Origin of the sequence: Candidatus Enterococcus avicola (assembly GCF_047470845.1) — a bacterium.
GTDB classification, from domain to species: Bacteria; Bacillota; Bacilli; order Lactobacillales; family Enterococcaceae; genus Enterococcus_D; species Enterococcus_D casseliflavus.
Map to the genome: position 1 here is coordinate 101,167 of NZ_JBLGTY010000007.1, position 24,313 is coordinate 125,479.

Here is a 24,313-nt window from a genome sequence, read left to right on the forward strand (position 1 = left end):
GAGAAAGACAATGGAAAAAATCGTCATCGTCGGTGATTCCACCGCATCGATCAAAGAGCCTAGCGCTCGTCCAGAAACGGGCTGGGGTGAAAAGATCTCACGCTATCTCCCCCAGCATCAAATCGTCAACTTGGCAAAAAATGGGCGTTCCTCCAAAAGCTTCATTGAAGAAGGACGCTTGTTGCAGGCAAAAAAAGAACTATATGCTGGTGATTATCTCTTGATTCAATTTGGACACAACGATCAAAAAACAGATAGTCGTGGTACGACACCTGTAGAATATCAGCATAATTTAGCAACCTTTGTGCAAACGGCACGCCAGCAGCAAGCGACACCGATCCTATTGACCTCGATCACTCGTTTGCATTACGTGGACCAACAGCAACTTGATCCTTTGGCAGTCGGTCCATACCCAGAAGCAATGCGTGCTTTGGCTACCTCCTTGGATGTGGTCTGTCTGGATCTTTTTGCCGCAACACAACGGTTCTTTTCAGCACTGGAACCACAACAGGCGAAAACCTATTTTCTTCATTTAGAAAAAAACCAGCACACCAATTATCCAGCCGGCATTACGGATAACACGCATTTGAATGACCAAGGTGCTACAGCCGTCGCCAAATTAGTTGCCAAATGTTTGACAAATGCTCCATTACCGCTTGCACAACAAGTTTTGTTAGATTGAAACTCATTGTTCGTGTTGAATCTTCCCCATTTAGATTAGAAGAAACCATGTATCCCCCAAACTGGTTCGTTTCAGAATTTGAAAGTGACCGCTTAAAGTTAGCATTTTTCGTCTAACTTTGAGCGGTCACTTCCTCTATTCTACTTAGTTTAAAAGGCTATCTAATGATTGAATTTTGATAGAAAGAAAATGCTAACGAAGCTTAATGAGCATCGCACACCCCATTAAGGGAGAAGGAAAAGAAAGGTACCACTTATTTTTCTTCTTTTGAAGCTGGATTCCCTGGCACTCAAATCCGCAGGTATGAAGAATCGTACGAAAATCCAAAGGTAGTTCAACCATTGTTTGGTCAAAGTTATGAATGATGAGCAAGGCTTGATCACCAAGCTCCCGTTGAACGATTTGATAACCAGTTGGTTTTCGATAGGAAAGAATCTGACTTCGGACGACAGTTGTCGTTCCATCCTTGATCAAAGGACGACAGTGATCGTAAAAGACGAAACAATCATCAATCACTTTCCACTGCTCTTTGGAAAGCTCATTGATATCACCGGATAGACATATTCTTCCTAAAAAGGTACTGATCAAAGAATAAAACAACCGTTGGGGTGAATCTTGCTTTCTAATGACCGCCCAAATCAGGCTTTGTCTCGGTAAAAGATGGTCATGCAAATTTGCGGCTATGATTGGGACACTGATTGCCTCATGAGCATCAGAAAAGCTCGACAGATCCGTCAGTTGGATCATTGAATACTCTAAGCGATGACCGCCTGACGAACAGTTTTCGATGATTAAATCAGGCAATTGCTGCTGAATGCGTTTAATAAATGCCTGTGTTGCCAACAGCTGTAAGCGACTTTCTTCGCCAAAAGATTCCTTCCCATCAAAACCGATCCCAAAATTTTCATTATAATCGATTTTCAAATATCCGATATCATAGTACTTTAAAAAATTGATTACTCTCTCTTGTAAATAGTCAATGACCCAAGGATCTCGCATATTCCAAAAGCGTCGATTGCCGACGGTTAGAGGCTGTCCATCTTTATTCAATAGATGTTCAAAAAACGTACTGGCAACTGACTGATCTCCGACTGTTTCAATTTCAAACCAAATGCCCGGAATCAGATCATGCTGCTTGATAGCAGCGATCACCGTCTCTAATCCATTGGGAAACTGTGACGAACTTACTTGCCAATCACCATGACTACGTTCCCATCCATGTTGATTGGCATACCAGCCAGCATCAATGACATAATATTGAATCGCTTTCCCTTTTAAGGCAGCCAAATTTTTCAAAGTCATAGCTTCTGTTGGTCGTCCCCAAGATGTACAAAATTCGTTGAATTGGATTGCCAAATCCTCTTCCGTAGGATGCTGTTTTTGTGCCAAAGGTAACGTCAATATCTTTGTTAATCTTTGGGCGGCAATTGCTTCATTCCCGCAAGTCACGGTTAGGTATGCTTTTGGAGTGACAAAAACTTCACCCGGCATAACAGCTTTTAGCCAATGGCCATAATCTCGGTCTGCTAATCCACCCGACAAACAAAAATCCTCATCAAGACGATACGCTTCAAACTGCCATGATCCTGGTTGCGCAAGACTAACTGCCCATGTAATATCCTTTTGTTTGTCGTAGATTGCCGCTTGCGGAAACCACCCTCTAACTGGCATCGAACCCACTTGCCCAAATTTTTCTAATCCTACACCAGAAGGTTTCCATGAGGGCTCAAGCTGTAAGTCTTCAAGCAATTGCATGGTTTTACGCCCTTCAAAACTCCACTTGCTTTGATAGCGGATCAAGCTCAGATTGCCTATCGGATTCTCATCATACAATGGACTAAGATTACTCAATGAGAAGCTTGCCAACATTTCAAGCGTCTGGGGAATCTTCGTCCGATTTTCAAAGGTCACATAAGTTTCTATTACTGGAAACCCTATCTGCCAGCTTACATAATGGGTATAGTGATTTCCTCTATCATCAGCTAAGGTGGTAGCAATTTCTTTTTTATTCGATTCCTGTTTATCGATTTGTTTCACTAATCGAAGGCTTTTGACTGTTGCACTATTCCGCATCGTACTCCCTGTGCTAAACCCTTTTGGGTAATCATCACCTATCAGTTTTGCTTGAATCAAGGAATCAAATTTGGTCTTTTTAGGTAGCTGTACTTCATGATGCAAAGAAGTTGGGCTAAGGAGCCATTCCACAGATTCGGCGGATTGATAGTAGTCGATCGTCATATCGCCAAACACGACCGTGCGTAACTTTTGCATATAACGGTCTCCTTTCATTTGTATACTGCCTACTGATCGATTCCTTTAAAAAAGCGCTGCGTAATAAGTCCTTGCAATTCAATCACCTGGTTTTTCCCAATTTCAATCTTCGTCGGATTCAAAAATTCCACTTGTTGAAGTTCCAGTTGAACACTTTCGTCCACCCGAAGAAAACAAGCTTCCCCTGCATAATCAATCTTGAGATTCTTAAATTGTAATCGGACCTGTTCACCGTTCCCAAAAAAGTTTGATGTCTTGCGAATCCCAGAAATCGAGCAATTCTCTATCAATAACTGGCGCAAAGGTCGATTATTTTGCATTAGTTTCTTTTCGCCATACTCGTAAACAAGAAACTTATCTGCGTCAGCGATTTTACAATCAATTAAGCGAATGTTTTGGGCATCTTTTTGAATCGTATCTGCCTCAATCGCATAGTATTTAAAAATGGCATGGGTATAATACGTATTTTCTGAAAGGTGAGGATATCGCCCTGGACCTTGAAACCTACAGTTTTTAAAGGTAATCGTATCGCCACCGATCCTCATTGCGTTGCAAGCTGTATTTAAAAAACAATCTTCTACCATCAGCTGCTCAATGTCATACCCAGCAAAGCAGTCATCTCCACATGCTAGATGACAATCACGGACATAAATGTTGGTGGAATGATGTAGATTGAATCCGTCATGCCCCGCTTCGATGGTTACATTGTTTATTTGGACATTTTGACAGCCATCGATCGTATGACTCCAGTTAGCACTATTTTTAAAACAATAACCAGCTAAATGAACCCCCGTGATTTGGGAAAGAATGATCCCCATCGGTCCACGAAAGCCTTCTTCCCCATTTTCGTCGAAAGTATCTTGACCATCGATCAACGATCCAGGTTCCCCGATGATCTTCACATTTTCTTCTTTAAAAGCCGTGATCATGGCATAAAAATAATACTCAGGTAAATGCCAAATTTTTTTGTAGTATTCATCGTGCAAGTAGTTGATCGTACTTGGTACTTGAAAATCACAATAGTCCGCTAAGTTTTGGCTTCCCCTTAAGATTGCCCCAGATTTTAAACGTAAGGTGATATTTGAATAAAGACGTAAAGAGCCAATCAAATAGTCCCCCTCTGGTATGATTACTTCTCCTCCTCCAGCCTTTCGACAAGCATCGATGCATGATTGAATCGCCTTTGTTTGATTTTTTTCTGAATTTGTTGACACCCCGTAATCAGTGATAATAAACGTGTTCCTTTGGTCTTCCATTTTCATTTCCTCCTGTCCAATAATCATTTTTTTCCACCCAGTCATTTCTCAAAAATGAATACAAGTCAATTATAATGCGGATCTAATTGTTGAATAACTGAAAAAACGATATAATTGGTGTCAGAAAGTTACCTTTCTAATGTCTTTGCTATGAAGGAGTATCGAATGATCTATCAGATTCATTTAAATCTACCAATTTTCAATTTATGGAGTGGGTTGTTTTCGAACAATAAAAATCAAACATGGCGCCACAAAGAAACCCATCATTCCGAAAATTTTGAACTTATCTTGCCAATAAAAAACGATGTTTCCTTGACCATCAACGAAAAAGAGGTATTGATCAAGGAAAACGAATGCTTTTTGATACCGCCATATGCGAAAATCAAAGCTGCTGCTACAATTGAACATGAAGTTCATTTTTACTGGCTACATTTCATTGCTTCTTACCAAACGATTTCTTTAAAAGAGCCTATGTTACAAAAAGGCCTACAGGATCTAGCAACACTAACGATGCCAACAGAGTTAAATAATTTTATCTTTCTCCCCCAACGATTCCAGTTAAAGTATCCCGAACGAATCGTTGTTTTGCTTAATCAATTGCTTACAAACGGAAAAAGACAACAATACACACAACGGGGGAATGATTTTTCTTTAACCTTATTACTGATCGCTCTTTGTGATGATTACCTAAATCAATTGGCACATACCGCAAAAAATCATGTCAAAAAAACTGCATTGATTGCCGAGTGGATTCGAGTCAACCTTACAAGTGAACTCCACTTATCTGATATTGCTAACCATTTTGGCTTGAATCCCAATTATCTTAGCCGACTGTTCAAAAAGGAACAGGGAATTGGTATCAAAGAGTATATGGTAAACATCAAAATTGATTATGCAAAAACACTTTTAGCAACAACCAATTTATCGGTCAACGAAGTAGCTGATCAAGCTTTCTTTTCCGATGCAAAACATTTTATGAGGACGTTTAAACAGAAAAATGGCTTAACCCCTTCTGACTATCGAGCAGAAAATGCGCAAACCAATCTAAATTCTAGTCAAATGAATCTTTCCGCCCCATTACCACAGCAATTAGGCAATGAGGCACTAAAGAAGCTTATCTATCAGATTTTGAAAGAAAATCATCAATAAAAAAACATTTGTCCACCTTTGGTCCGTTTTAGCGGAACTTGTTCAAGGTGGCTGCAAATGTTTTTTGTTCTTTTATTTAGAAATCGTAATAAAAAAGCAATTTTTCTTCTTCTGCAAGTGCATTTGCATCAGTTGTTTGTTTTTGTCCTAAGACGAGTGTCAATTCAGGGTCTTGCTCTTTTGCAACTGCTGAAAGATCGATTTTTATGATTCGATCCTCATAAAACGGAGCGGTCAGAAAAACAAATCCTCGTCCCGTTCCCATGACAGAAAACGTCTCGCTTTCAGTAATTTCTGTTTGATTTGCTTTGATCAACTGATCACCGGCAGCATTTTTTTCATCTGTAATTGACAAGTAACAGTTTGCTGATTGGTTCCACAGTGCAACCTTCCCTCCATCCAGAGGAATTAGTTGGAATAGATCAGCTTCAACATATTTTTTACTGATTTGTAGAAGACTTGCATCGTTAGCGGATAAATAAGAATTTCGTGTTTCATAAACATACTCGTCGCCTACTTTGGTTAAGGTTCTTTCATACCAAGGTTCTAAGCGTGTTCTTATTCGCAAAGTTAAGCTTGGCGCAGTCTCATAAATCGGGCCATTGTAAAAAGTCAACGTTGAAAAATTCAAATGATCATTATGGATGTACCCTTGGGCGCGCATTGCTGCAGCAGCTTTGCTTGTCCAGGTCGTATCAACGGGACTATCGTGAAAGCGTGCTGCCACTTGTTCATATATTGGGCGCAACTCTCCGCGATTGATACGTTCACTATCTAGCCGGGTCCAATACCCTCGATTCGGGTTTTGGAAAACGTTCATGAGGGGGGTGAATGGCACCTCTTCAAATAAATTGTACTTGGCAGCCCATTCAAAGGCTCTCACTAAGCGATAATCATGTAATGAATAAAGATCGATCCCTTGATTCGCAGCGGCTTCAGCCACAGATGCCAAATAGCTGATCCCTAACTGTGCATGTGCTTGGTCACGTCCACTTTCAACCGATTGCCCCGTATCGCTGACATAGACAGCAATCGATCCATTGATATGAATCGACTGATACAGATTGATCGCCCGCTCAACGATCGGTTGACTATCTGTAAAAAGACCAATCGCCATCATCGCATTCATAGCCGCCGTATCCCAGTTGCCGTTTGCTAACATCGGAACCCCTAGATCTTCAATTACTGGATACACAGTATTAATAAGCATTTCTTGGGTTTGGCTGATATCTTCGGCAGTATATCCAGAATAACCACCTTGATAATGCGCAAGAATCTCTGCTGCTTCTATTAATTTTGAACTACTGATCGCAGCGCCCAAAATGCGATCACGGCCATCAATCACTTTTAAGGTTTGCGACCAGCCATTAATGATTTCTGTAGCTTTTTGTGCATAGTCATCCTCTTCTGTGATGACCCATTGTAGGGCTAAAAAGTACGCTGCATTGCTAGCGCTTTCAAATTTACCGATATTGCCGTGACCTTCTGGAGCACCGCGTCCCACTCCTTCTAAAGGCGTATCTATAAATGTCAATGCACTTTGATCATTGGAGACCCCTTGTTTAAGTTTTAAATAATCACTATACCAGGGTTCTTTTTTCTCAGCGACTCGTTGTTTCATCTGATCGAGATGTTCAGTGGTCAGTTGTATACCTGGATGGGTAAAGGATCTAGCTTCACTTACTCCTTTTACCGTATACGTTGCCTGCTGATAAGTAACTTCGATGCTTTCAGGCAAATCCGCTACTGGGAAAACAGCTTGAAAATAGTCGCTTGTTTTCTGAACTTTAGCTGAAACATTTAATTGATAGTCATCTGGCAGATCATCACTTGTGATCGGCAACCATCGAACAAACACTTGATTTGCACGTATTTCATGGTCAACAATCAGTGCTCCTGAGAACTCAGTTTCTTCAAAAACAAAGTACGCTGGTCGATTTTGTTGTCGACTAGCAGTTAAGCTTCCTTCCTGCCAATGTAAAAACCAATGAGTAACGGAGGGTTCGTCTCGTAAAGTATCTAGATCTGAAGCGATCGTATAACGGTTTGACTCAGGATAATAATGAATGGATAACCGTTCATTATCATTGACGGATGCAGCGGTAAAGTTGAATAAAAAGCGTTCGTCTTTCTTTTGATAATAGTTTTTTTGTTCATCTGATTCTGAAAAATAGTTTTGAAAGGTCAGAAATTTACCAGTGGTGGTTGATTGAATTTGAGCTGTCGGTTTTAAAGAACCAGTTATTTTGTGGATCGGTTCTGCCACATACAAAGCAAACGTCTCTGCTTCTTGTTCATTCTCTACTGTGTAAATTGCCCCATTTTCCCTAACGGCAAAGTAACTCCCCGAATCAGTTTTGATTTTCATGTACTTCATTGGTAATGAAGCGTTGGTGAAATAATTACCAATCTTATGTCCCTCTATGGTTTGGGGTACTTCATCAGTTGTCCGTATAATCTTGACATAGGGCGCTCTTGTCGAACGAATTGAAAAAAGTTCGGATGCAGCAATCGATTCATCAAGACTTTTTTCTGTATAAAAGTGGATGGTCACTTCTTGACGATTCGCAGCTTTGGCTTCTTTGATCAAATCAGTGATATCTAACGTAACTACTGCCTCTCCATTTGGCAGCGTGACTTCATACGTTTTCGTATCCTTCAATACGCTAGGCTTGTTGTCGTAAGTGATCGTATCAGAATTCCACTGACTCCCGGCTTGTCCTCCACTAGTCAATTCATTGGAAGCCTCTTGGAAAAACAACTGGTTGCCGCCATGAGTAGTCACCATTTCCAATTGGATCTGTTTGATCGTTTCTATGTCTGTCAAATCACTGATAGCTAATTTCATATAAGCTTCTCTTAATTTTCCTACAATTAATTTTTCTCTGTTTCGTTCTTTCATCACTTCTCCATGTTGACCATTAAAGTTTGAGACAAACGCATCATCAACAATGATGATTTCCTCTCTTTCGCTAGCAAATCCTACTTGAACACTTAAAATACTAAGCAACAGACTACCAAGCAACAAAAACCAAACTTTTGCGATCCCCATTTTCTGCCTCCTTTTTTTAAAAAAATAGTCAAAATAATCGACCAACGTTATCAGCTATGCCTTGCCTCTTTCCACAAAAAAGCTATTTATGTTTTTCCAGATCTAAAACGCAATTGTGCTTGTTCTAAATGCCAATCGGCTACATTCAATTCATCTTCACGTCCATCTTTTAGCCTTACAGTCAAGGTCTTTTCTGAAATCGTTGCCGACTCAACTTTGCTTTCTTGATCGTACTGCTCGAGAATCGTTGCAAACTGGGCAGTTCGTCCCTCTTTACGAATACCAACTACTCGCCGATGATCGGATTCATCTCCTAACGGATAATCGCCACCTATCACAATCTCTAATGATGCTGCATCAACGCCGCTGAGATCGATCGTTATCGTTCCAGAAATAGCTTCTGCAATTGGCGTGGCTGGCAAAGCGGATTGGATCACTTGGGTTTCAAATTTGATAGGACCGCCAAAGTAATCTCGGTTCTCATATGGGGATTGTTTGATACCTTCTGTCACTCGTGGTAGTTGATTAATAGGAATTCTCTCCCTTGCTTGGGTCTTGATGACTCCTTCACCCCAAAACACTGCAGGCAAAGGCACGTCTTTTCCACTTCCGTATTCATTCGCAACATAGGTTGTCTTAGTTTCTAAAACGATCGTTTGGCTCTTTGCAGGAATAGCTACTTGAATTTCTTCTTTTCCAAAAATCCATGTACCCATCTTGTTTTCATGGAGAACACTCTTTTCCGTTCGAATCTGATAAACCAGTTGCTGCTGTGTTTGACTATATGCTGGCTCCATCCCCACAAAAACGGGCGCATTTTGCGGGTGGATCATGTGAATAGCCAAGTTTAGTAATCCCGGTTGATTTTGACTGGTTCGCAACGGTGTGAGCCAGCCCTTATCATTGTATTTATGCATATCGACCGAAAAAGAAAACCGTAATGGTTCTTGTGCACGAAACCAATGCACATCTGTCATAAACTGAGCGCTTGATAACGGATCATCTGAAAGTTTTTCTGTTGTCTTTTGGTACTCGATATCTTTGCCAACTAAAAAGTACCGAGCATCTTGAGGGTCATTACTAAGTAAATAATCTGCTTCTAGCTCTTTAGCAAAAATTCCCTTTAATCCACTTGCATGGTATAGACAATCAAAAGCATGGGTATCTTCTCCTTCCAGATAATCAAGTACAATGACATAGTCATCGGTCACTACAACTGCTCGTCGTTGGAGGATCTCTTCAGTAAAAGCGGATCTTTGGCTATATTCAGGTGTCTCATCAGGAATAAACACGCTTCGACCTTCTTGCCAGCATCTTTCGCGAAATGTCTCAGCGTTGCCGACTCTCCAACCACCATAGGGCGGTTGACACCATTTCGTACGAATTTCCTGAACAATGTATTGGTACTCTGTCTCGCTGACACATGCCAACGTTTTCGTTGGTGCCGGATCTTGCTGCTTGAGATCAACAACTGTCATATTATGGGTGAGCGAATTTTGAACATAAAACTTATACATAAACGTATGATAGGCATACCAAACATTTTCCGGGTTATAGAAACTTTTCCCAAAACGTCGCATCGAGTTTAACGCTAATCGATCATAGTGTCCATGAGCTCCCCCTAAAATTCCGCTCTTCAAAGTTACTTGATATTGTTGATCGGCAGAACGCTTCGGAGCATTCGAATGCAACAAAGCAATGCCAGCAACCTCAGCGATGACAGCCTCACGATAGGGATCCTTTTTCTCATGAGGAGTATCTGGTAACTGAGCGACACCAAAACAAAGATCCCGATCCTCGGGTCGAATCGTCTTAAGCAAAGAGAGATACGCGGGTTTTTGATACAAGCGGTAAGCTAAATCGTATCTTGGGTCCATCAGATGGACACCAACTGCTCGCGATTCACAGGAATCATTCATGCCAAATATCACGCCAGTTTCATCATAATAATCGATCATGCTATCGGTCAGCATTTCAATGGAACGATAATTTTTGTCAGTAGGACCCCAGACTTCTGTAGAAAGCCCGTCAATGCGATCACTTTCATCTAAACCTTTCTGATGAAGATCATAGTATGGGGCATAATTTGCTGGGACTCTTTGCAAATGCAACTGGTAACCCCATTTGTTTACAATCTGACTGATTTCTAAAAAAAGACCCATTGCTAGCAAGTTGTAACCAATGGACGCTTCATACCACCAGCCATCATTTAGGATTCCTTTACTGATATGCTCGATCACCCCACCAGGACAGTGTAAAAAGTAATCAATCTTCTCCAGATCCTGTAAAGCAGCAGCACAAGCAATGACCCCAGCTAATTCCGCTAAATTCCAATTCGACATTTTCCCCCGATGGCATTCATCCCGAATAATGGACATAAATAGTCGAAAGGCTTCCTCAATCTTTTGTTTGTCATCTTTTGTAAGCAAACCGCTATGCTTCAATCGATCATAAGTTAGCGCAGCGTGCTTAAAAAACTCACCTTCATGGACTAATTCTTGATTTCCTGCATGTGGTAAAACAAGGTATCCTTTTTCATCGTCAACCAATTCTTTCAAGAATTCAGCCGCTTTTTTTCCAAATACTTCTTCCTCACTCAGCAAATAAATCAACGCAGCATTTCCTGCTTCGTCTGATTGCCTACTCATAAAAAGATAGGGCAATTCAGGATCGATTTTCGGTACCTGCCAAAGCTTAGCCCTTTGATAAAGCTGTTGGTACTTTGCCTGCGCCCATGGTGTGCTGCCTATTTTCTCTTGGATCTCATGGATATCAGCGCTTGAAAGGGTGGTCGTGAACGTTTCTTCGTAACGACCCGTTATAAAGGTTAAGGTTTGCGTAAAACCTCTACGATCAATGAGTTGGATTTTATGCTTTTCTGAAGCCAATGGACCAAAACGGAGATCATCAAATACACTGAGGAGAACCACTTTTTCTTCAAAAGGCTTCAGTTCTAGCCCTTTGATTGGTTGATCCGATCCGCTCTCATGAAGCAGTGTCGTCAAAATCTCCCAGCCCATTTTCTGCTGCGCGATCTGAACAAATTGTGGTTTTGAGGTGGTATTCGTCAAAGTTATCTCATAATCGACTTGTTTTTTCTGCAATGCTTTTCCTTTGATTGTAGCATCCATATATACGCAGGGTGCCGCAATAATCTCTAGTTGTTTGATCGCCTCTTTTTTTACCCCCCAACATTCAATGCCGACAATAGCTTTTAAATAAATCAGCATTCCTTGATCAAATCCAAACTGGCTGAAAGGCACATATTGGGTTTGCCCCGAAAGCAGCACTACTTCAGTTTCAAAAAAACGGATCGCCTCTTCTTGTGGATTGCGATTTACACTGCATGCCAAACGAATCTTCATCCGCTTGTTTTTTTGCGCCCCCACTTCAAAGCGAAGGCCCCACCAACCTAGCGCATTGGCTGCACACGGGTGGTACTGGATAAATCCATGTTCGACCCAGTGCATTTCTCTTTTAGAATTTGAAAATAGCCAGATACATTTGTTTTCCTCTGATTGTTCATTCCACGATAAAATATCATAAGTAGTTGCTTTCTTTTTCATCTTCGACTCCTTGTTTCGACCAGTGCAATTGTTTAAATCTTTTCGGTGTGACTCCGAAAAATCGTTTGAAATTTTTGGTGAAATACGATTGAGAAGAAAAACCTACTTGTTTGGCGATTTTTACGATCGGCAAATTGGTTGTCAAAAGTAGTTCCTTTGCTTTTTCCAAACGTTTTTCCGTGATATATTCACTTAACAAACGACCAGTCAACTCTTTAAACGTTGCTGCCATATAATTTGGACTCAAAAAAACTTGTTCAGCAATCGTCTGATTGGTCAGATCCCCTGCCATTTGTTGCTCAATTATGCGATCGATTTTTTCAATGATCGACAAATGCGCCTGCTGGTCAAGGTTTTGATAATTGATCAGTAATTGCTCAAATAGTTGGTGCATTTTTTCTTCAATTTGGTCAAAGGTTGTTAATGCCATGATTTCTTCTGGAAAGCGACGTTGTTCTTCTTCAGCAAGAAAGTTACTATACTCGTCAACTTTACGAAGGAGATTCATACAGGTCGTTTTCATCTCCTCAGCATCTAATCCGACAAACTGTTTTAATAACCGAAAAAAACTGGTCAATGTCTCTTGAATTTCACTTTGGCAAGACTGATGCAATGCCTCAACTAGCTTTCTTGAGGATTTATTGACTTCGTTGTTTCGCTCAAAACGAAATTGTCGCCATTTTTTTCTTTGTTGTTCAACACGCCAATACGTTAGATTTGTTCGTGACCAAAACAAGCCAATTGCCATCACCATTCGGGCTTCTTGATAGCTTTTTACTACATTACCATCACTACGATAACTACTGTAAAACCCCTTTTGTCCAGATAAGATGATTCGCTCATACGTAAAATGAGTAAGTGTTAAAATAGAGATTCTATTGCCTTCTATTTCACCCTCGATCCCTTCACCTTCTGTAGGCATAAATCCTTCGGCATCCAAAACAGTAACGATCCCGGTATTTTTAACCAAGGGTATGATCTCCCGTTTGAAGAGAAGATCAATTGTTTGCCTTTGATGCTTGCGTTTGGTTTCTATTTGAATTTCTTGCAAGAGCTTGATCAAAGCTTCTTCTAATTCCTTCTCATCAATTGGCTTTAACAAATAGTTTTGAACGCCATGTTGAATCGCTTCTTGTGCGTAAGAAAATTCGCCAAAAGCGGATAATATAATGATTTTTGTTTCTGGAGCCTGTGTTTTGATTTTCTTTGCCAAAGCAAGTCCGTCCATGATGGGCATCTGAATATCTGAAAGAACGATCTCAGGAGTGGTTTCTCTAAACATTGCTAATCCTTCAGCGCCATTTTTGGCTAATCCGACGATTTCAATCCCTAGATTTTGCCAATCAATCGATTGAGCGATGCCATCACGACTGATTTTTTCATCATCAACAATCAAACAGCGATACATCCGTTACGCCTCCTTCGAAAGCTGTTTTTTCCAAAGGTTGAGCAAAATCGTCGTTGTAAGATATAAAGGGAGTGAAAAACTAAGAATCGGAATGATCCCTGGTATAAGTAAACTTAATACCAAGACAGCACTGTAACTAACGATGATTTTGATTGAAGAAAACTGCCAGAATAAAGGTAATAAAAAAGCATTTTTAAGTAGCGCTTTTGTGGATAACGAAAAATGTACTTCATTCAATGAAAAATAAGGTACGACCAGAACGAGTAAATAGAGCAAACTAAGGTACGCCGCTCTTTCTAACAGCAAAGAATTTTGTATAAATAAAACCCTACTGAACAGTAAACCTGTACAAATCAGAGACAATAGGAGCGAAAGCCAGAAGAATTTTTTGATATTCTTTAGGTAGCAATACCACGCTTCTTTTAGCCATGAAAACTCATTTTCTGAAACGAGTGCCTTACGAAAAACTGCTACAAGTGAGATCGTTGCTGGTAAAGCGCCAAAAACCCCTCCACCTAATAGGACAAAAAATAACCAACAGAGATTCATCGCTACCAAACGACTAAATAAAAGCGTCGTTTCATAGAGCCAAGCAGCCCAATTCTCTTTCACCTCTTCATCACCTCCATAATGAGGAGGATCACCCAAAGAAATAGACCTTTCTAAGAGTGATCCTCAAAATGATTTAACGTGCTGCGAACCATGCTTGAGCGATCGTTTGCTCAGATTCTACACAACGGTCGTATCCTAGATTTTTCGCTTTCTCAATCATTTCATTCTTTAAGCTATCAAATGTTTCATCATCTCGGGCATAGATCATTTGCCATGAGTATTCTTTAATGACTGCACCTACTTGATTGTAGGTCAAGTCTAGTTCATCCCCTCGCTCAACTAATGGAACATCTGCGATATCGTAAGATGCTAGCAAGCCATTTTCAAGCAAGTATTCTTTTGAATTTAGCGCACCATCGTGATCTTCTGTCCACTGTTTATCTAACTCTGTCGCACTTTCTAAAAGCGTCGTTTCCCAAACGGAGCGATTTGCTGGTTCGTTCAAAATTGGGCTTACGGATTGTTGATCCACACTTGGTCCATTGACTAATTTTTTGAACGTCTCTGATAAAGCACCGCCACCTGCTTCTTCTGGTGCCTGTGCTTCCCAGCTGCCGCTGCCTAATTCTGTGAGATAGGGTTTGCCATCATCATTGATATCCCACATGATTCCTTGAGGACCGTTTTCCCAGAACAAATGTCCTTCATCAGAATATAGGAAGTCCAAAAGTTCTAATGCTTTGTCTTTGTTCTTTGCATTCTTACTAACCGCCCAGAACCAGTTATTCCCGTAGGTCGTCGTTTTTTGATCCGCTACTAGAAGTTCATTGTTTGGTACTAGCTTGTACCCTTTGCCTTGACTGGTTAATTCGGGATTGACGGGATTAAAATTCAGCTCGCCAGTGTAGCCCCATGGCATGATCGCCGATTGTCCTTTTTCCGCCTTCTTTAAATAGTCCTCCCATGTCTGCGAAGCAGAATCGGGATCTAGCAATCCTTTTTTATGCAGATCATTCGCCCATTTCAACGCTTGCAGATACAGACTATCTTCACTCAAAATATCTTCATAACTATCATCAAGGACAGACACGTTGATGAACTCATAGCGATTTACACCATCAGTATCAGTATAACCTTGAGATTTTGCTATACTACGCAATTGGTTGACACTATTTCCATCCCATTCGCTGAACAAGGAAAGAGCATAAAATTTATCTCCATTTTCAGTTTCAGGATGTGCCTCGACCATTTGCTCTGCCAAAACCCCGTAATCCCAATACGTTTCAATTTCTGGACTGCCTAATTCTTTATAATAATCATAACGCATTGACGGCAACCAGGTCGGATTCGTTTTGGTTACTTCTGCTTCTTGGGAAACGGTGGTTGGTATGCCGTACAATCCCTCAAAAATAGTCTCAGCTCGAGCTACGGCGTCCTCAAAACGGGTAACATTCGGCAGTTTCTCCTTATACTCAGTCAAATCCTCGATAATACCAGCCGTTTTTGCTCGATTCAAATCCTTTTGAGTTGTAAAAACGATCAAATCCCCCAATTCCCCAGTAGTCAATCGCGTCTCTAATCGACTTGTCCCTCCGACACTGTTAGGAATCACATTTACATTGACGCCTAATTCATCTTGAAGATATTTCCCTACGTACCCTCTGATCTCTCCCTCATAGGTACTTGACATTGAATAAATCGATACATCCTGAGCACCTTGAGGCTCATCACTGCTTTCGTTGTTGCTACCGCACGCTGCTGTCCCCACTAACAGTCCGCCTAACATTAATGCTTTCCCAGTCTTTTTTAAATCCATTCTCTTTCCTCCTAATTTTTTTATCCTTTGACCGCTCCAATCGTTATTCCTTTAACAAAGAAACGTTGAAAGAACGGGTAAATGGCAAATATTGGTAAAACGACCATCATTGTCACCGTTAATTTGACGGACTGAGCTGTCTGCGCCGTAGCAGCAACTTGATCAATAGAGATGTTTCCCGAATTGATTTCATTCGCTAACGCTGTGGACTGTGTCAAATAACGGTAAAGCACATACTGCAAGGTATGTAAATCCTCACGCGTTACATAAATCACTGTATCCATAAAACTATTCCATTGTCCAACTGCGCTGAAGATGGCCAAAGTGGCTAAAATCGGCACCATTAGTGGCAAAGCGATTTTGAAAAACATCGTGATGATCCCAGCACCGTCCATCTCTGCCGATTCCTGCAAAGAACTTGGAATACTAGACTCGATATACGTTTTAACTAAAACAATGTTGTAAGCTGAAACCATACCCGGAATGACGTAAACGAGAAAGTTATCCAATAGGCCTAGGTAATTGAATAACATATAGACGGGAATCGTCCCCGCGCTGACATACATCGTTGAAATAATAAAACGGTAAACAAATTTGCGCCCCGTCATTTTTTGTTGGGTCATCATAAAGCCAAGAAATCCTGAACATAAGACAGTCAACGTCGTCCCAATAACGGTCCGAGCGACGCTGATGATAAATGCATTTGTGATATTTGGGATCTCCAAAATTTGTTTATAATTTTGAAAATGAATGTCTTTAGGTATAAACAAGACTTCCCCCATTGCACTCAACTGATTGTCACTGATCGTATTGATAAAAATATAGTAAAATGGGTAAGCACACAAAAACATGAAAAGAAAAAAGAATAAGATATTGAAGAAATTAAATACTCGTTCACCTATCGACAACGTATCTTTTACTGAATAGGCTTTATTTTTTTTACTAATAGCTGCCATACTGTACTCCCCCTAGAAGATCGATTCACCGCGAACGGTTTTTGACAAACGGTTAACTGAATAGAATAAAATCAAGCTGACGACCGTTTTCAAAATACTGACAACCGTTGCTAAAGAGAAGTTCCCTTGACCGATCCCGATGTTGTACGTATAAAGATCTAGTACTTCTAGCGAACTTTTCGTCATCGCATTAGAGAAAACGAAATACTGTTCCATTCCAGTATTGATCATGTTGGCAACACTCATCATGAGTAAAACGAAAAAGGTTGGCAACAAACCCGGAATCGTGATATGAAGAACTTTTTTCAAACGATTCGCACCATCTATACTGGCAGCTTCATACAATTCTTGATCGATCCCATTGATCGCCGCTAAGTACATAATGGCGCTCCAACCGATGCCCTTCCATACCCCTAAAGCCGTCATTTTCAGCCACATATGACTGTTATCTAGCAAAAAATTGATTGGTGTATCAATAAATCCCCAGTCAACCAATAGATTATTGATGACCCCATTATCAACTGATAAAAAGGCAAAAACTAAAGAATAAACTAAAACCCAACTGACAAAATGTGGCGCAGTCGTCATGGTTTGAATGAGCCGTCTTAGTTTACTGCTTCTGATTTCGTATAATAAAATGGCAAAAAACATTGGTAACACACTAGTTGCTAACCCTAAAAAGCTCATACCTAGTGTGTTTTTCATCACGCGTATGATGATATTCACTTGTTCTCTGGAAGAGATCAACATTCGAAACCATTTGAATCCTACAAATGGCATATCTGCCAAAGAAGCACCGGGTGAATAATCAATAAAAGCTAAATACCAGCCCAACATCGGCAAATACCCAAAAACTAGAACAACTAGCAAAAAGGGCAACACCCAGTACAATAGCTTATTTCCAGTGGAAAACCAGCTCTTCTTTCTTTTAATGGTTGCTGTACTCATTTAAAAACCTCCTTCTAAAGCCCTTTAGTAAACGCTTTCTTATATAGAATTATACGATTTGAGAAGGATTGAAAACTGGTAATATTCACCGAAAATGGTAATATCTACCACAATAAAACAGTTTGATCCTAAAGCACGCTTTTATTCAACTCAATTTGAAACACACTTCCTTCCCCTTGTTTTGAAAAGAATTCTACCCTTACCTGATCCCCATAAGAAGATTTCAAGATATTGATGATGGATTGCAAGGAAAAGCCTCCCTTTTTTAGCTCTAATTGTTCCCCGCTGCGAATTTTCTCTACTATCTCTGGTGAGGCACCCGCGCCATTATCTGCGACTAGAAGGATTAATGTTTCCTCATTTTCAGCAACAGTAACTTTGATTTTCCCTTGACCTTTTACATAGATACCATGCTGAAAAGCATTCTCTGCTAAGGGTTGTAAAATTCGATGAAGAATTTGAATCGACTCTACATCGATTTCAGGATCAACAGCAATCTCATAGTCAAGTTGATCTGCAAAGCGTAATCGTTGAATGGATAAGTAATGTTTCACTAAATCTAATTCTTCTTTTAAAGAAACGAAGTTTTTTCCTTTCGCCAAAATGAGTCGATAATACTGAGCGAGATCGTTCGTTATTTGAACGACTTGCTCTGTCTCACCTGCTTTTGCACACCAAGAAATGATTGCTAACGTATTGTATAAAAAATGGGGTTGAATCTGTGCTTGAAATTTACTCAACTGCGCCTTTCTTTTCAAGGCTTCATCTGATTTGATCTTAAGCAGAAGGTTTTCTAAATCTTCAATCATTTTATTAAAGGTTGCTTCTAGTTGACCAACTTCATCATTACTCGAAATGGCGATTTTGTGCGGTAATTGCTGACCATTCGTCAATTTCATTTTTTCGCATAACCTTCGAATCGGAGAAACGAGCCATTTATAGAAGATATTCGTAAAAACGATCATCATACTGAGCAAAAAAATAATCAAAATGAAATTGCTATTCAGAAAATCCTTTAACGACACACGAAAATTTTCTTTCGCATAAAAAGTCAGCAACTGCCACTGATTTTTTAATGGAACTTCCTGAATCAAGTAATTTTCCTTATCTTGGTGATCAGCAAACAGCAATGGATCATAGATCACTGCTCCGGTAGCATCTAAAATAGAGAACCCACTTTGATTGTCGAGATTTTCATTCACCGATTGGAAAAGAAAAAGAGGATTGACATACAGATTGATCCAGCCCTTTTTCCGCTGATTCGATTCAAAAGGATTGATTGGAAAATGATAATATAATTGCTGATCTTGATCCAAATACCAACCGAAGGTCAAGGGATCTTCCTGATACAGCTGATGATCAGTGACCATGCTTTTAGATGAAACAGTATATTGAAGGTCGTACAGCTGTATCTGTATACTTGCCAGTGTCGGGGTGGTAGAAAGAAGTTTGCGTATAAGAGGAATGACGGTCGTCTGAAAATCAAAGGAAGGCTGATCGTTGATCGTCCTTTCGGAAACATATCTTTGTAAAAAATTGACAAACTCATTGTCTGAAACCAGCTCGATGCCTAACTCTTCGATCGATTCAATTCCTACATTAAAATTCGTCTGATTTTTTTCACTGGCATTCTTTAATAAAAGTTCTCCTTGGTCCAACAGTACTCGCTGCGATTGAAGATAAAGATAAGTAGATAATATGAGAAAAAAGGTGAGAAACAAGCTACTTAAACTAACGATCATTTTTTTGAGCAAAGACTGCTGTCGGATTAATTCAAAAAGTTTATTCATTTGTAATCTCCTCTCCGACAAAAAGTAGGCGCTTACATAATTGTTATCGCTATTTGACTACTCTGTTCCTGCGTGATTCTGAGTTCATGATACTCGATCATTATTCATACGATCTTCTTTTGCTCCTCAAGGCTTTTCATTCTTTGAAAAAAGGCACAGACTATGGGCAATCTGGCGCTGCTCATTCATTCTGTGCCCGTCTTTCTTTTATTTTGTCTTTCATGCTATCTCGTTCTATCCTTGAACAAAACGAGCGAACAATGAATGAATCGCTTAAGCAAAACCCGCTGATTTACTTTACGCCCTCTCACGAATGGCTTTCCGTGTAAGTAAAGAAATCAAAATCTGCGTAGGATCGATGATTATCCATGTCTTGTGCACAGATACCTACCATTGCGCCGGTAAAAGCTAGTTTCCCGTTTTCTTTGATAAAATCACTACTTAATTGGGCAGCTGAGACCGGATCACCAATCATTTGCCATGGTTCATCCCCGACAGCATATGAAAACTGTGCCCATTCATGATCCACTTCCACTGCTAAATGAATGGCAAGATTCGGTTGGATAACTAATCGTTCTGAAGCATATTGAAACTGATTGATCGCATCTGTTTCTAATTGGATATATTTTTCTTTGGTTTCCTCATCGTAGGAAACATGCAGGTAATGCCAATTATCTGTATCAAAAAATAAGGTCAAACCTGCTAATTGTTGAAACGACTGTGGTTCAAATTCCATTTTGGTTTCTACGCGAAAGGCAAAATGCTGCCAACGTCTGGCAATCAACGTCTGACGATGCAAACTCGTTATACTTTGTTGACCGTAAAGACGTAAATACCCTTTTCTTTCTGAAAGTGAGCACTGGCTGCCAATTGGCTGTCGAAGACTTTTAAAGTAACTTGGCAAAGTCGGCTCATCAAAATCTGTCCGAGAACTATGGTCTTTTTTTTGAATGACTTCTTTTGCAATACTAGGTTCATCAATCAAACGTTCTGGCGCAGAGGTACCAGTAGCTAAACGAGGCCAGCCATCGATCCACTCTATTTTTTGAAGGGCGGTTTCCCGACCTAATGGACAATAGCCACGCTCCGTCAATGGGCGTGCACAAATGTGAACGATATACCATTCATCAGCCGATACTTGAACAAAAGAAGCATGACCACTTTTTTGTAACGGATTTTTCGGATCATTTTTAGTTGTTAAAAAAGGATGATACGGTGAAAGCTCATATGGACCCATCACCTGTTTTGCTCGACATACTGTCGCAGCGTGACTATAATCGGTTCCACCAGCAGCTGCTAGTAAATAATACCAACCATCTTTTTTTAGGATCTGTGGCCCCTCACAGACCCCCAGATCTGTTCCTTCAAAGAATTTTTTTCTTTCCCCCACCAAAGATTTTGTAGCTAAATCGAATTCCTGCATCACAAGACCAGCAAACCGTTTCTTTTCCAAACGATGGTCAAAAAGCATACTCATTAGATAATGTTTTCCATCATCATCATGAAAAAATGCCGGATCAAATCCACTGGCAGTGACAAAGACAGGTTCACTCCAAGGTCCAGTAATTTCTTTTGCCGACAGCACATAATTCAGTGTGTCTTTGAATGCCGTTCCTGTTTTCACATCAGTGATCAACAACCAAAATTGCCCTTCGGAGTAGCTTAAGTGTGGCGCCCAAATACTACCGGAATTTAGATTGCCCACTAAGCTAACAGTGGTCTCGCCTTGTAACGGCTGAGCAACTAGCGTCCAATTTACTAAATCAGATGAATGATAGATTTCAACACCGGGCATCCATTCAAACGTTGAGGTTGCTAGATAATAATCAGATCCGACTTTGACTACACTGGCGTCAGGATTAAATCCTCTAAGAATTGGATTTTCTATCATTTGCTTTCCTCCTGGTGACATTCAGTGCCATAAATTTCAATTTGTGTTAGCGCTGGAAAGGGTGATTCATCATGATGCTTAATCAATTCCTTTAACAAAATTGAGGAAGTACGGATTTTGGTAAAGCTGAAATATTGACGATCGAGTTGATTCGTTGGTTTCAGGATTTCTTGTTGTCCGTTGGAAAATTCGAGTGTCACTTGCGTCCAGTAACTATCATGAGGATAGTCTCCTCTAAGAACCAAAGCGATTTTGTCGATCTCAACGATGCGACCAAAATCGATCGTCAATTGCGCATCCGCTTGTTGATTGATACCCCATGATTGATATGGAAAAGATCCGTGGTTCTCGTTGGCGATCATGCCATCGATCGCATTTCTTGCAAAAAATGTCGAATCATTTCTAGTTTCCACATTGGCATAAGCATGAGGATAGGCGCCACTATGATTCTTTTGATCATGGGCATTCACTGCCAAATTTCGATAGGCGTAGATTTCGTATTCTTTTGCTAACCAGGCGTGTAGATAATGGCGTTTTCCTGAAAATAATTTAGGCGAATACGCTCGCCGTAGCGTGTCTTCTGTAATGATTGGAAAGATCCATTCACTTTCTTTCAAATAAACCAGACTTGGTGCAAGTGCCTCATCCACTTGCAGCCAGACGAATAGTGGCGCTTTCGTCGTCGTAAGCATAATTTTCTCACCGGCTTGATAAGTCCGATCTTTAAATGCAAGATAAACTTCTTCTGAGTGGGTATGTTCCTCGATCGTGTGCCCCTCATGATCAATTAGTTTTAGTGTCAGCATATTATGTCTCCTTTATCGGCATAATTTTCCATCTTGTTGCAAAAAAATCTTCCGACGGTTTGGGAATCATTAGTCCGATTTCCATCAACTCAGCGCCGGATCGTACCGTGTCATTGACTTGATATAGTTGGTCATTCTTTAAGGATTTCAGCTTTAAGCGCTTTGGAACTGTGTTTGGTTTATTTAAAATATTGATATGAGTAACGATCACTTCACTCGTCATTAAGTTCTGTTTTTGCCATGCGTATTCATTTTGTGAATCATAGACAGCGAGTCTCGTCTGTTGACCAAATTGGAGTGTTTGCCTTTCTAGCTTGTACTGCTTGATCTGCTGTGCCAAACAATCTTTTTCTGCTTCAGATAATGCTAAAAGATTCAATTCATACCCAAAATTGCCTTGTTGAGCCACAAGTGCTCGTGTGTGAAGGGAGGTCACTCTGCCTACTTGGTGATTCGGCGACGCTGTGACATGGCAGCCCATCGTGCTGGGCGGATAAAGCAGTGAGGTCCCTTTTTGGATTTCTAATCTTGCGATAGCATCAGAGTCATCACTTGTCCAGATTTGAGGCGTGTAATACAGCATGCCCGGATCAAAACGACCGCCACCTCCAGCACAGCTTTCTATCAAAACATTAGGAAATCGCTTAGTGATCGTTTCTAAGACATGATATAAGCCTAAAATATAGCGATGAGAAAATTCTTGCTGATGTTCTTTTTTCAATCCACTAGAAAAGCTGTCAGTGATATTGCGATTCATATCCCATTTCAAATAATTGATCTCATGGGTATCTAACAACCAGGTTATCTGTTCAATCAAATATTTTTGGACTTCATTTAAAGACAAGTCTAAAACATACTGATATCGGACTTGCTGTGGTCGACGATTTGGTACACGTACGATCCATTCGGGATGCTGCTGGTAGAGAAGGCTTTTTTTCGATACCATCTCTGGTTCGATCCATAAACCGAAATCGAGTCCTAGCTCTTTGATTGCCGTAATCAGTTGTTGCAAACTGCCCCCCAATTTTTCTTGATTTGGTGTCCAGTCACCTAACGACGTTCGTTCATTTTCTCGCTTGCCAAACCAACCATCATCTAAAACAAAGCATTCGATACCGATTTTAGCGCCCTCATTCGCTAATCGCAAAATGCGTTCTTGATCAAAGTCAAAATAGGTTGCCTCCCAATTATTCAATAAAATCGGACGCTCTTTGTTTTTAAAAGCACGAGGGACGACACAGTCCTCATAAAAAGCATGAAATTTCTGACTCATTTGATTCAAACCATCTGCATACAAGAAAATCGCTTCTGGCGTATCAAATGATTCACTCGGAGCTAATGTCCAACTAAAGTCGAAAGGATTGATCCCGATTTGCATCCGGGTGTTTTGATGCATGTCGACCTCGGCGCTTGCAACAAAATTCCCACTGTACATTAATTGACAAGCGATGACCGCACCAGCTGATTCTGTGGTATCTGGGGAAACTAACGCTATAAAAGGATTTTGTCCATGACCACTCGCCCCACGTTTACTATCGATTCCCTGCAGCCCCTGGACAAGTTTGCGTCTTGAAAGATGCATTTCTCTACCCCAAGCCCCTGATAAAAGTAATAACTCAAAATCATCCGTTAAAAAGTCAAGATTGAGAGACATCGCTTTGGTCAATACGACCTCCTGATCTGAAGGATTACTAAAGGTGACCGATTGTGTAAAGACATCTTGCTCCTGAAACGCAGTGATCTTTAGGTGGAGACTCACTCCTGTATAATGATCGCTTAATTCAATAATTAGATAATCAAGCCTTTCAGTATTTGCGTAAGGCAATCCATTCAGTGGCTGTTTGATTTTACTAAATGAATGATCAACGTATCTAAAATCCGAAAGACGGCTGCCGTCAGCGTAAATCTCTTGATGAGCTGGACTTCTTAGATCAGAATTGCCAAATGCAGGATAGCCTACAGGTAACTGTTCCAGCTTAAAGTTTTCAATACTGTCGGTATCAGCCAAATAGCTTGCCCTTGGAATCTCCGTGATCACATAGGATAGATCACTTTTGGGTAGTTTTTTTCCAAAATAAGCCAAAGTTAGATAGCCATTCTCTGTGACTATAAAGCTAAGTTGGCTGTGCTTTGTTGTAAGCGTGATCGTTTCTTTGCCTGAACAGTTCAT

General features: G+C 40.4%; 15 protein-coding genes. 2 read left to right on the forward strand and 13 right to left on the reverse strand.

Annotation, left to right across the window (positions count from 1 at the left end; genetic code table 11):
• Window positions 1–10 precede the first annotated feature (10 nt).
• Window positions 11–682, forward strand: coding sequence for a rhamnogalacturonan acetylesterase (locus ACI3E5_RS08310; RefSeq protein ID WP_325845018.1), 672 nt, complete (start codon window positions 11–13; stop codon window positions 680–682).
• 192 nt (window positions 683–874) lie between these two features.
• Here the strand turns inward: ACI3E5_RS08310 and ACI3E5_RS08315 are convergent, their stop codons facing one another.
• Together ACI3E5_RS08315 and ACI3E5_RS08320 are read right to left on the reverse strand one after the other, a co-directional pair.
• Complete coding sequence (locus tag ACI3E5_RS08315; RefSeq protein WP_325845017.1) at window positions 875–2,953, reverse strand: glycoside hydrolase family 36 protein; 2,079 nt, start codon at window positions 2,951–2,953, stop codon at window positions 875–877.
• Window positions 2,954–2,982: 29 nt separating this feature from the next.
• Window positions 2,983–4,209 carry a glycoside hydrolase family 28 protein gene (locus ACI3E5_RS08320; RefSeq protein WP_325845016.1) on the reverse strand — a complete coding sequence of 409 codons (1,227 nt, stop codon included), beginning with the start codon at window positions 4,207–4,209 and terminating at the stop codon, window positions 2,983–2,985.
• Window positions 4,210–4,374: 165 nt separating this feature from the next.
• On the opposite strand from ACI3E5_RS08320, the gene ACI3E5_RS08325 reads away from it, so the two are divergent.
• Window positions 4,375–5,358, forward strand: a complete 984-nt coding sequence (locus ACI3E5_RS08325) for an AraC family transcriptional regulator (RefSeq protein WP_325845015.1) — start codon at window positions 4,375–4,377, stop codon at window positions 5,356–5,358.
• Between the two features lie 76 nt (window positions 5,359–5,434).
• Here ACI3E5_RS08325 and ACI3E5_RS08330 read toward each other — a convergent pair whose 3' ends face one another.
• The 11 genes from ACI3E5_RS08330 to ACI3E5_RS08380 form a co-directional block, all read right to left on the reverse strand.
• Window positions 5,435–8,410 carry an alginate lyase family protein gene (locus ACI3E5_RS08330; RefSeq protein ID WP_498821387.1) on the reverse strand — a complete coding sequence of 992 codons (2,976 nt, stop codon included), beginning with the start codon at window positions 8,408–8,410 and terminating at the stop codon, window positions 5,435–5,437.
• Between the two features lie 86 nt (window positions 8,411–8,496).
• Window positions 8,497–11,976 carry a hypothetical protein gene (locus ACI3E5_RS08335; protein ID WP_498821389.1) on the reverse strand — a complete coding sequence of 1,160 codons (3,480 nt, stop codon included), beginning with the start codon at window positions 11,974–11,976 and terminating at the stop codon, window positions 8,497–8,499.
• On the reverse strand, window positions 11,951–13,384 hold the full coding sequence (locus ACI3E5_RS08340; RefSeq protein ID WP_325845010.1) for a response regulator transcription factor: 1,434 nt from the start codon (window positions 13,382–13,384) through the stop codon (window positions 11,951–11,953). Before ACI3E5_RS08340 ends, ACI3E5_RS08335 begins: the two co-directional genes overlap by 26 nt.
• A gap of 3 nt (window positions 13,385–13,387) precedes the next feature.
• Window positions 13,388–13,996 (reverse strand): DUF624 domain-containing protein, encoded by a 609-nt coding sequence (locus ACI3E5_RS08345; protein WP_498821391.1) that lies wholly within the window; start codon window positions 13,994–13,996, stop codon window positions 13,388–13,390.
• A 73-nt stretch (window positions 13,997–14,069) separates the two neighbouring features.
• Window positions 14,070–15,752: an extracellular solute-binding protein gene (locus ACI3E5_RS08350; RefSeq protein WP_269924252.1), complete on the reverse strand. Its 1,683-nt coding sequence runs from the start codon at window positions 15,750–15,752 to the stop codon at window positions 14,070–14,072.
• Between the two features lie 20 nt (window positions 15,753–15,772).
• A complete protein-coding gene (locus ACI3E5_RS08355) occupies window positions 15,773–16,708 on the reverse strand; it encodes a carbohydrate ABC transporter permease (protein WP_195961227.1) in 936 nt (311 codons plus the stop codon).
• A 12-nt stretch (window positions 16,709–16,720) separates the two neighbouring features.
• Window positions 16,721–17,656: an ABC transporter permease gene (locus ACI3E5_RS08360; protein ID WP_498821394.1), complete on the reverse strand. Its 936-nt coding sequence runs from the start codon at window positions 17,654–17,656 to the stop codon at window positions 16,721–16,723.
• Window positions 17,657–17,784: 128 nt separating this feature from the next.
• Window positions 17,785–19,446, reverse strand: a complete 1,662-nt coding sequence (locus ACI3E5_RS08365; protein WP_151195035.1) for a sensor histidine kinase — start codon at window positions 19,444–19,446, stop codon at window positions 17,785–17,787.
• Window positions 19,447–19,753: 307 nt separating this feature from the next.
• Window positions 19,754–21,337 carry a glycoside hydrolase family 43 protein gene (locus ACI3E5_RS08370; protein WP_016621191.1) on the reverse strand — a complete coding sequence of 528 codons (1,584 nt, stop codon included), beginning with the start codon at window positions 21,335–21,337 and terminating at the stop codon, window positions 19,754–19,756.
• Window positions 21,334–22,143: a hypothetical protein gene (locus tag ACI3E5_RS08375; RefSeq protein ID WP_325845007.1), complete on the reverse strand. Its 810-nt coding sequence runs from the start codon at window positions 22,141–22,143 to the stop codon at window positions 21,334–21,336. Before ACI3E5_RS08375 ends, ACI3E5_RS08370 begins: the two co-directional genes overlap by 4 nt.
• 1 nt (window position 22,144) lies before the next feature.
• On the reverse strand, window positions 22,145–24,313 hold the full coding sequence (locus ACI3E5_RS08380) for an alpha-galactosidase (protein ID WP_498821397.1): 2,169 nt from the start codon (window positions 24,311–24,313) through the stop codon (window positions 22,145–22,147).

Bases quoted from the DNA above. Each gene is read 5' to 3' on its own strand.
- ACI3E5_RS08330 (WP_498821387.1), bottom strand. From the start codon at position 8,410: ATGGGGATCGCAAAAGTTTGGTTTTTGTTGCTTGGTAGTCTGTTGCTT.
- ACI3E5_RS08370 (WP_016621191.1), bottom strand. From the start codon at position 21,337: ATGATAGAAAATCCAATTCTTAGAGGATTTAATCCTGACGCCAGTGTA.
- ACI3E5_RS08310 (WP_325845018.1), top strand. From the start codon at position 11: ATGGAAAAAATCGTCATCGTCGGTGATTCCACCGCATCGATCAAAGAG.
- ACI3E5_RS08350 (WP_269924252.1), bottom strand. From the start codon at position 15,752: ATGGATTTAAAAAAGACTGGGAAAGCATTAATGTTAGGCGGACTGTTA.
- ACI3E5_RS08365 (WP_151195035.1), bottom strand. From the start codon at position 19,446: ATGAATAAACTTTTTGAATTAATCCGACAGCAGTCTTTGCTCAAAAAA.
- ACI3E5_RS08325 (WP_325845015.1), top strand. From the start codon at position 4,375: ATGATCTATCAGATTCATTTAAATCTACCAATTTTCAATTTATGGAGT.
- ACI3E5_RS08355 (WP_195961227.1), bottom strand. From the start codon at position 16,708: ATGGCAGCTATTAGTAAAAAAAATAAAGCCTATTCAGTAAAAGATACG.
- ACI3E5_RS08320 (WP_325845016.1), bottom strand. From the start codon at position 4,209: ATGGAAGACCAAAGGAACACGTTTATTATCACTGATTACGGGGTGTCA.
- ACI3E5_RS08315 (WP_325845017.1), bottom strand. From the start codon at position 2,953: ATGCAAAAGTTACGCACGGTCGTGTTTGGCGATATGACGATCGACTAC.
- ACI3E5_RS08380 (WP_498821397.1), bottom strand. From the start codon at position 24,313: ATGAACTGTTCAGGCAAAGAAACGATCACGCTTACAACAAAGCACAGC.
- ACI3E5_RS08340 (WP_325845010.1), bottom strand. From the start codon at position 13,384: ATGTATCGCTGTTTGATTGTTGATGATGAAAAAATCAGTCGTGATGGC.
- ACI3E5_RS08375 (WP_325845007.1), bottom strand. From the start codon at position 22,143: ATGCTGACACTAAAACTAATTGATCATGAGGGGCACACGATCGAGGAA.
- ACI3E5_RS08335 (WP_498821389.1), bottom strand. From the start codon at position 11,976: ATGAAAAAGAAAGCAACTACTTATGATATTTTATCGTGGAATGAACAA.
- ACI3E5_RS08360 (WP_498821394.1), bottom strand. From the start codon at position 17,656: ATGAGTACAGCAACCATTAAAAGAAAGAAGAGCTGGTTTTCCACTGGA.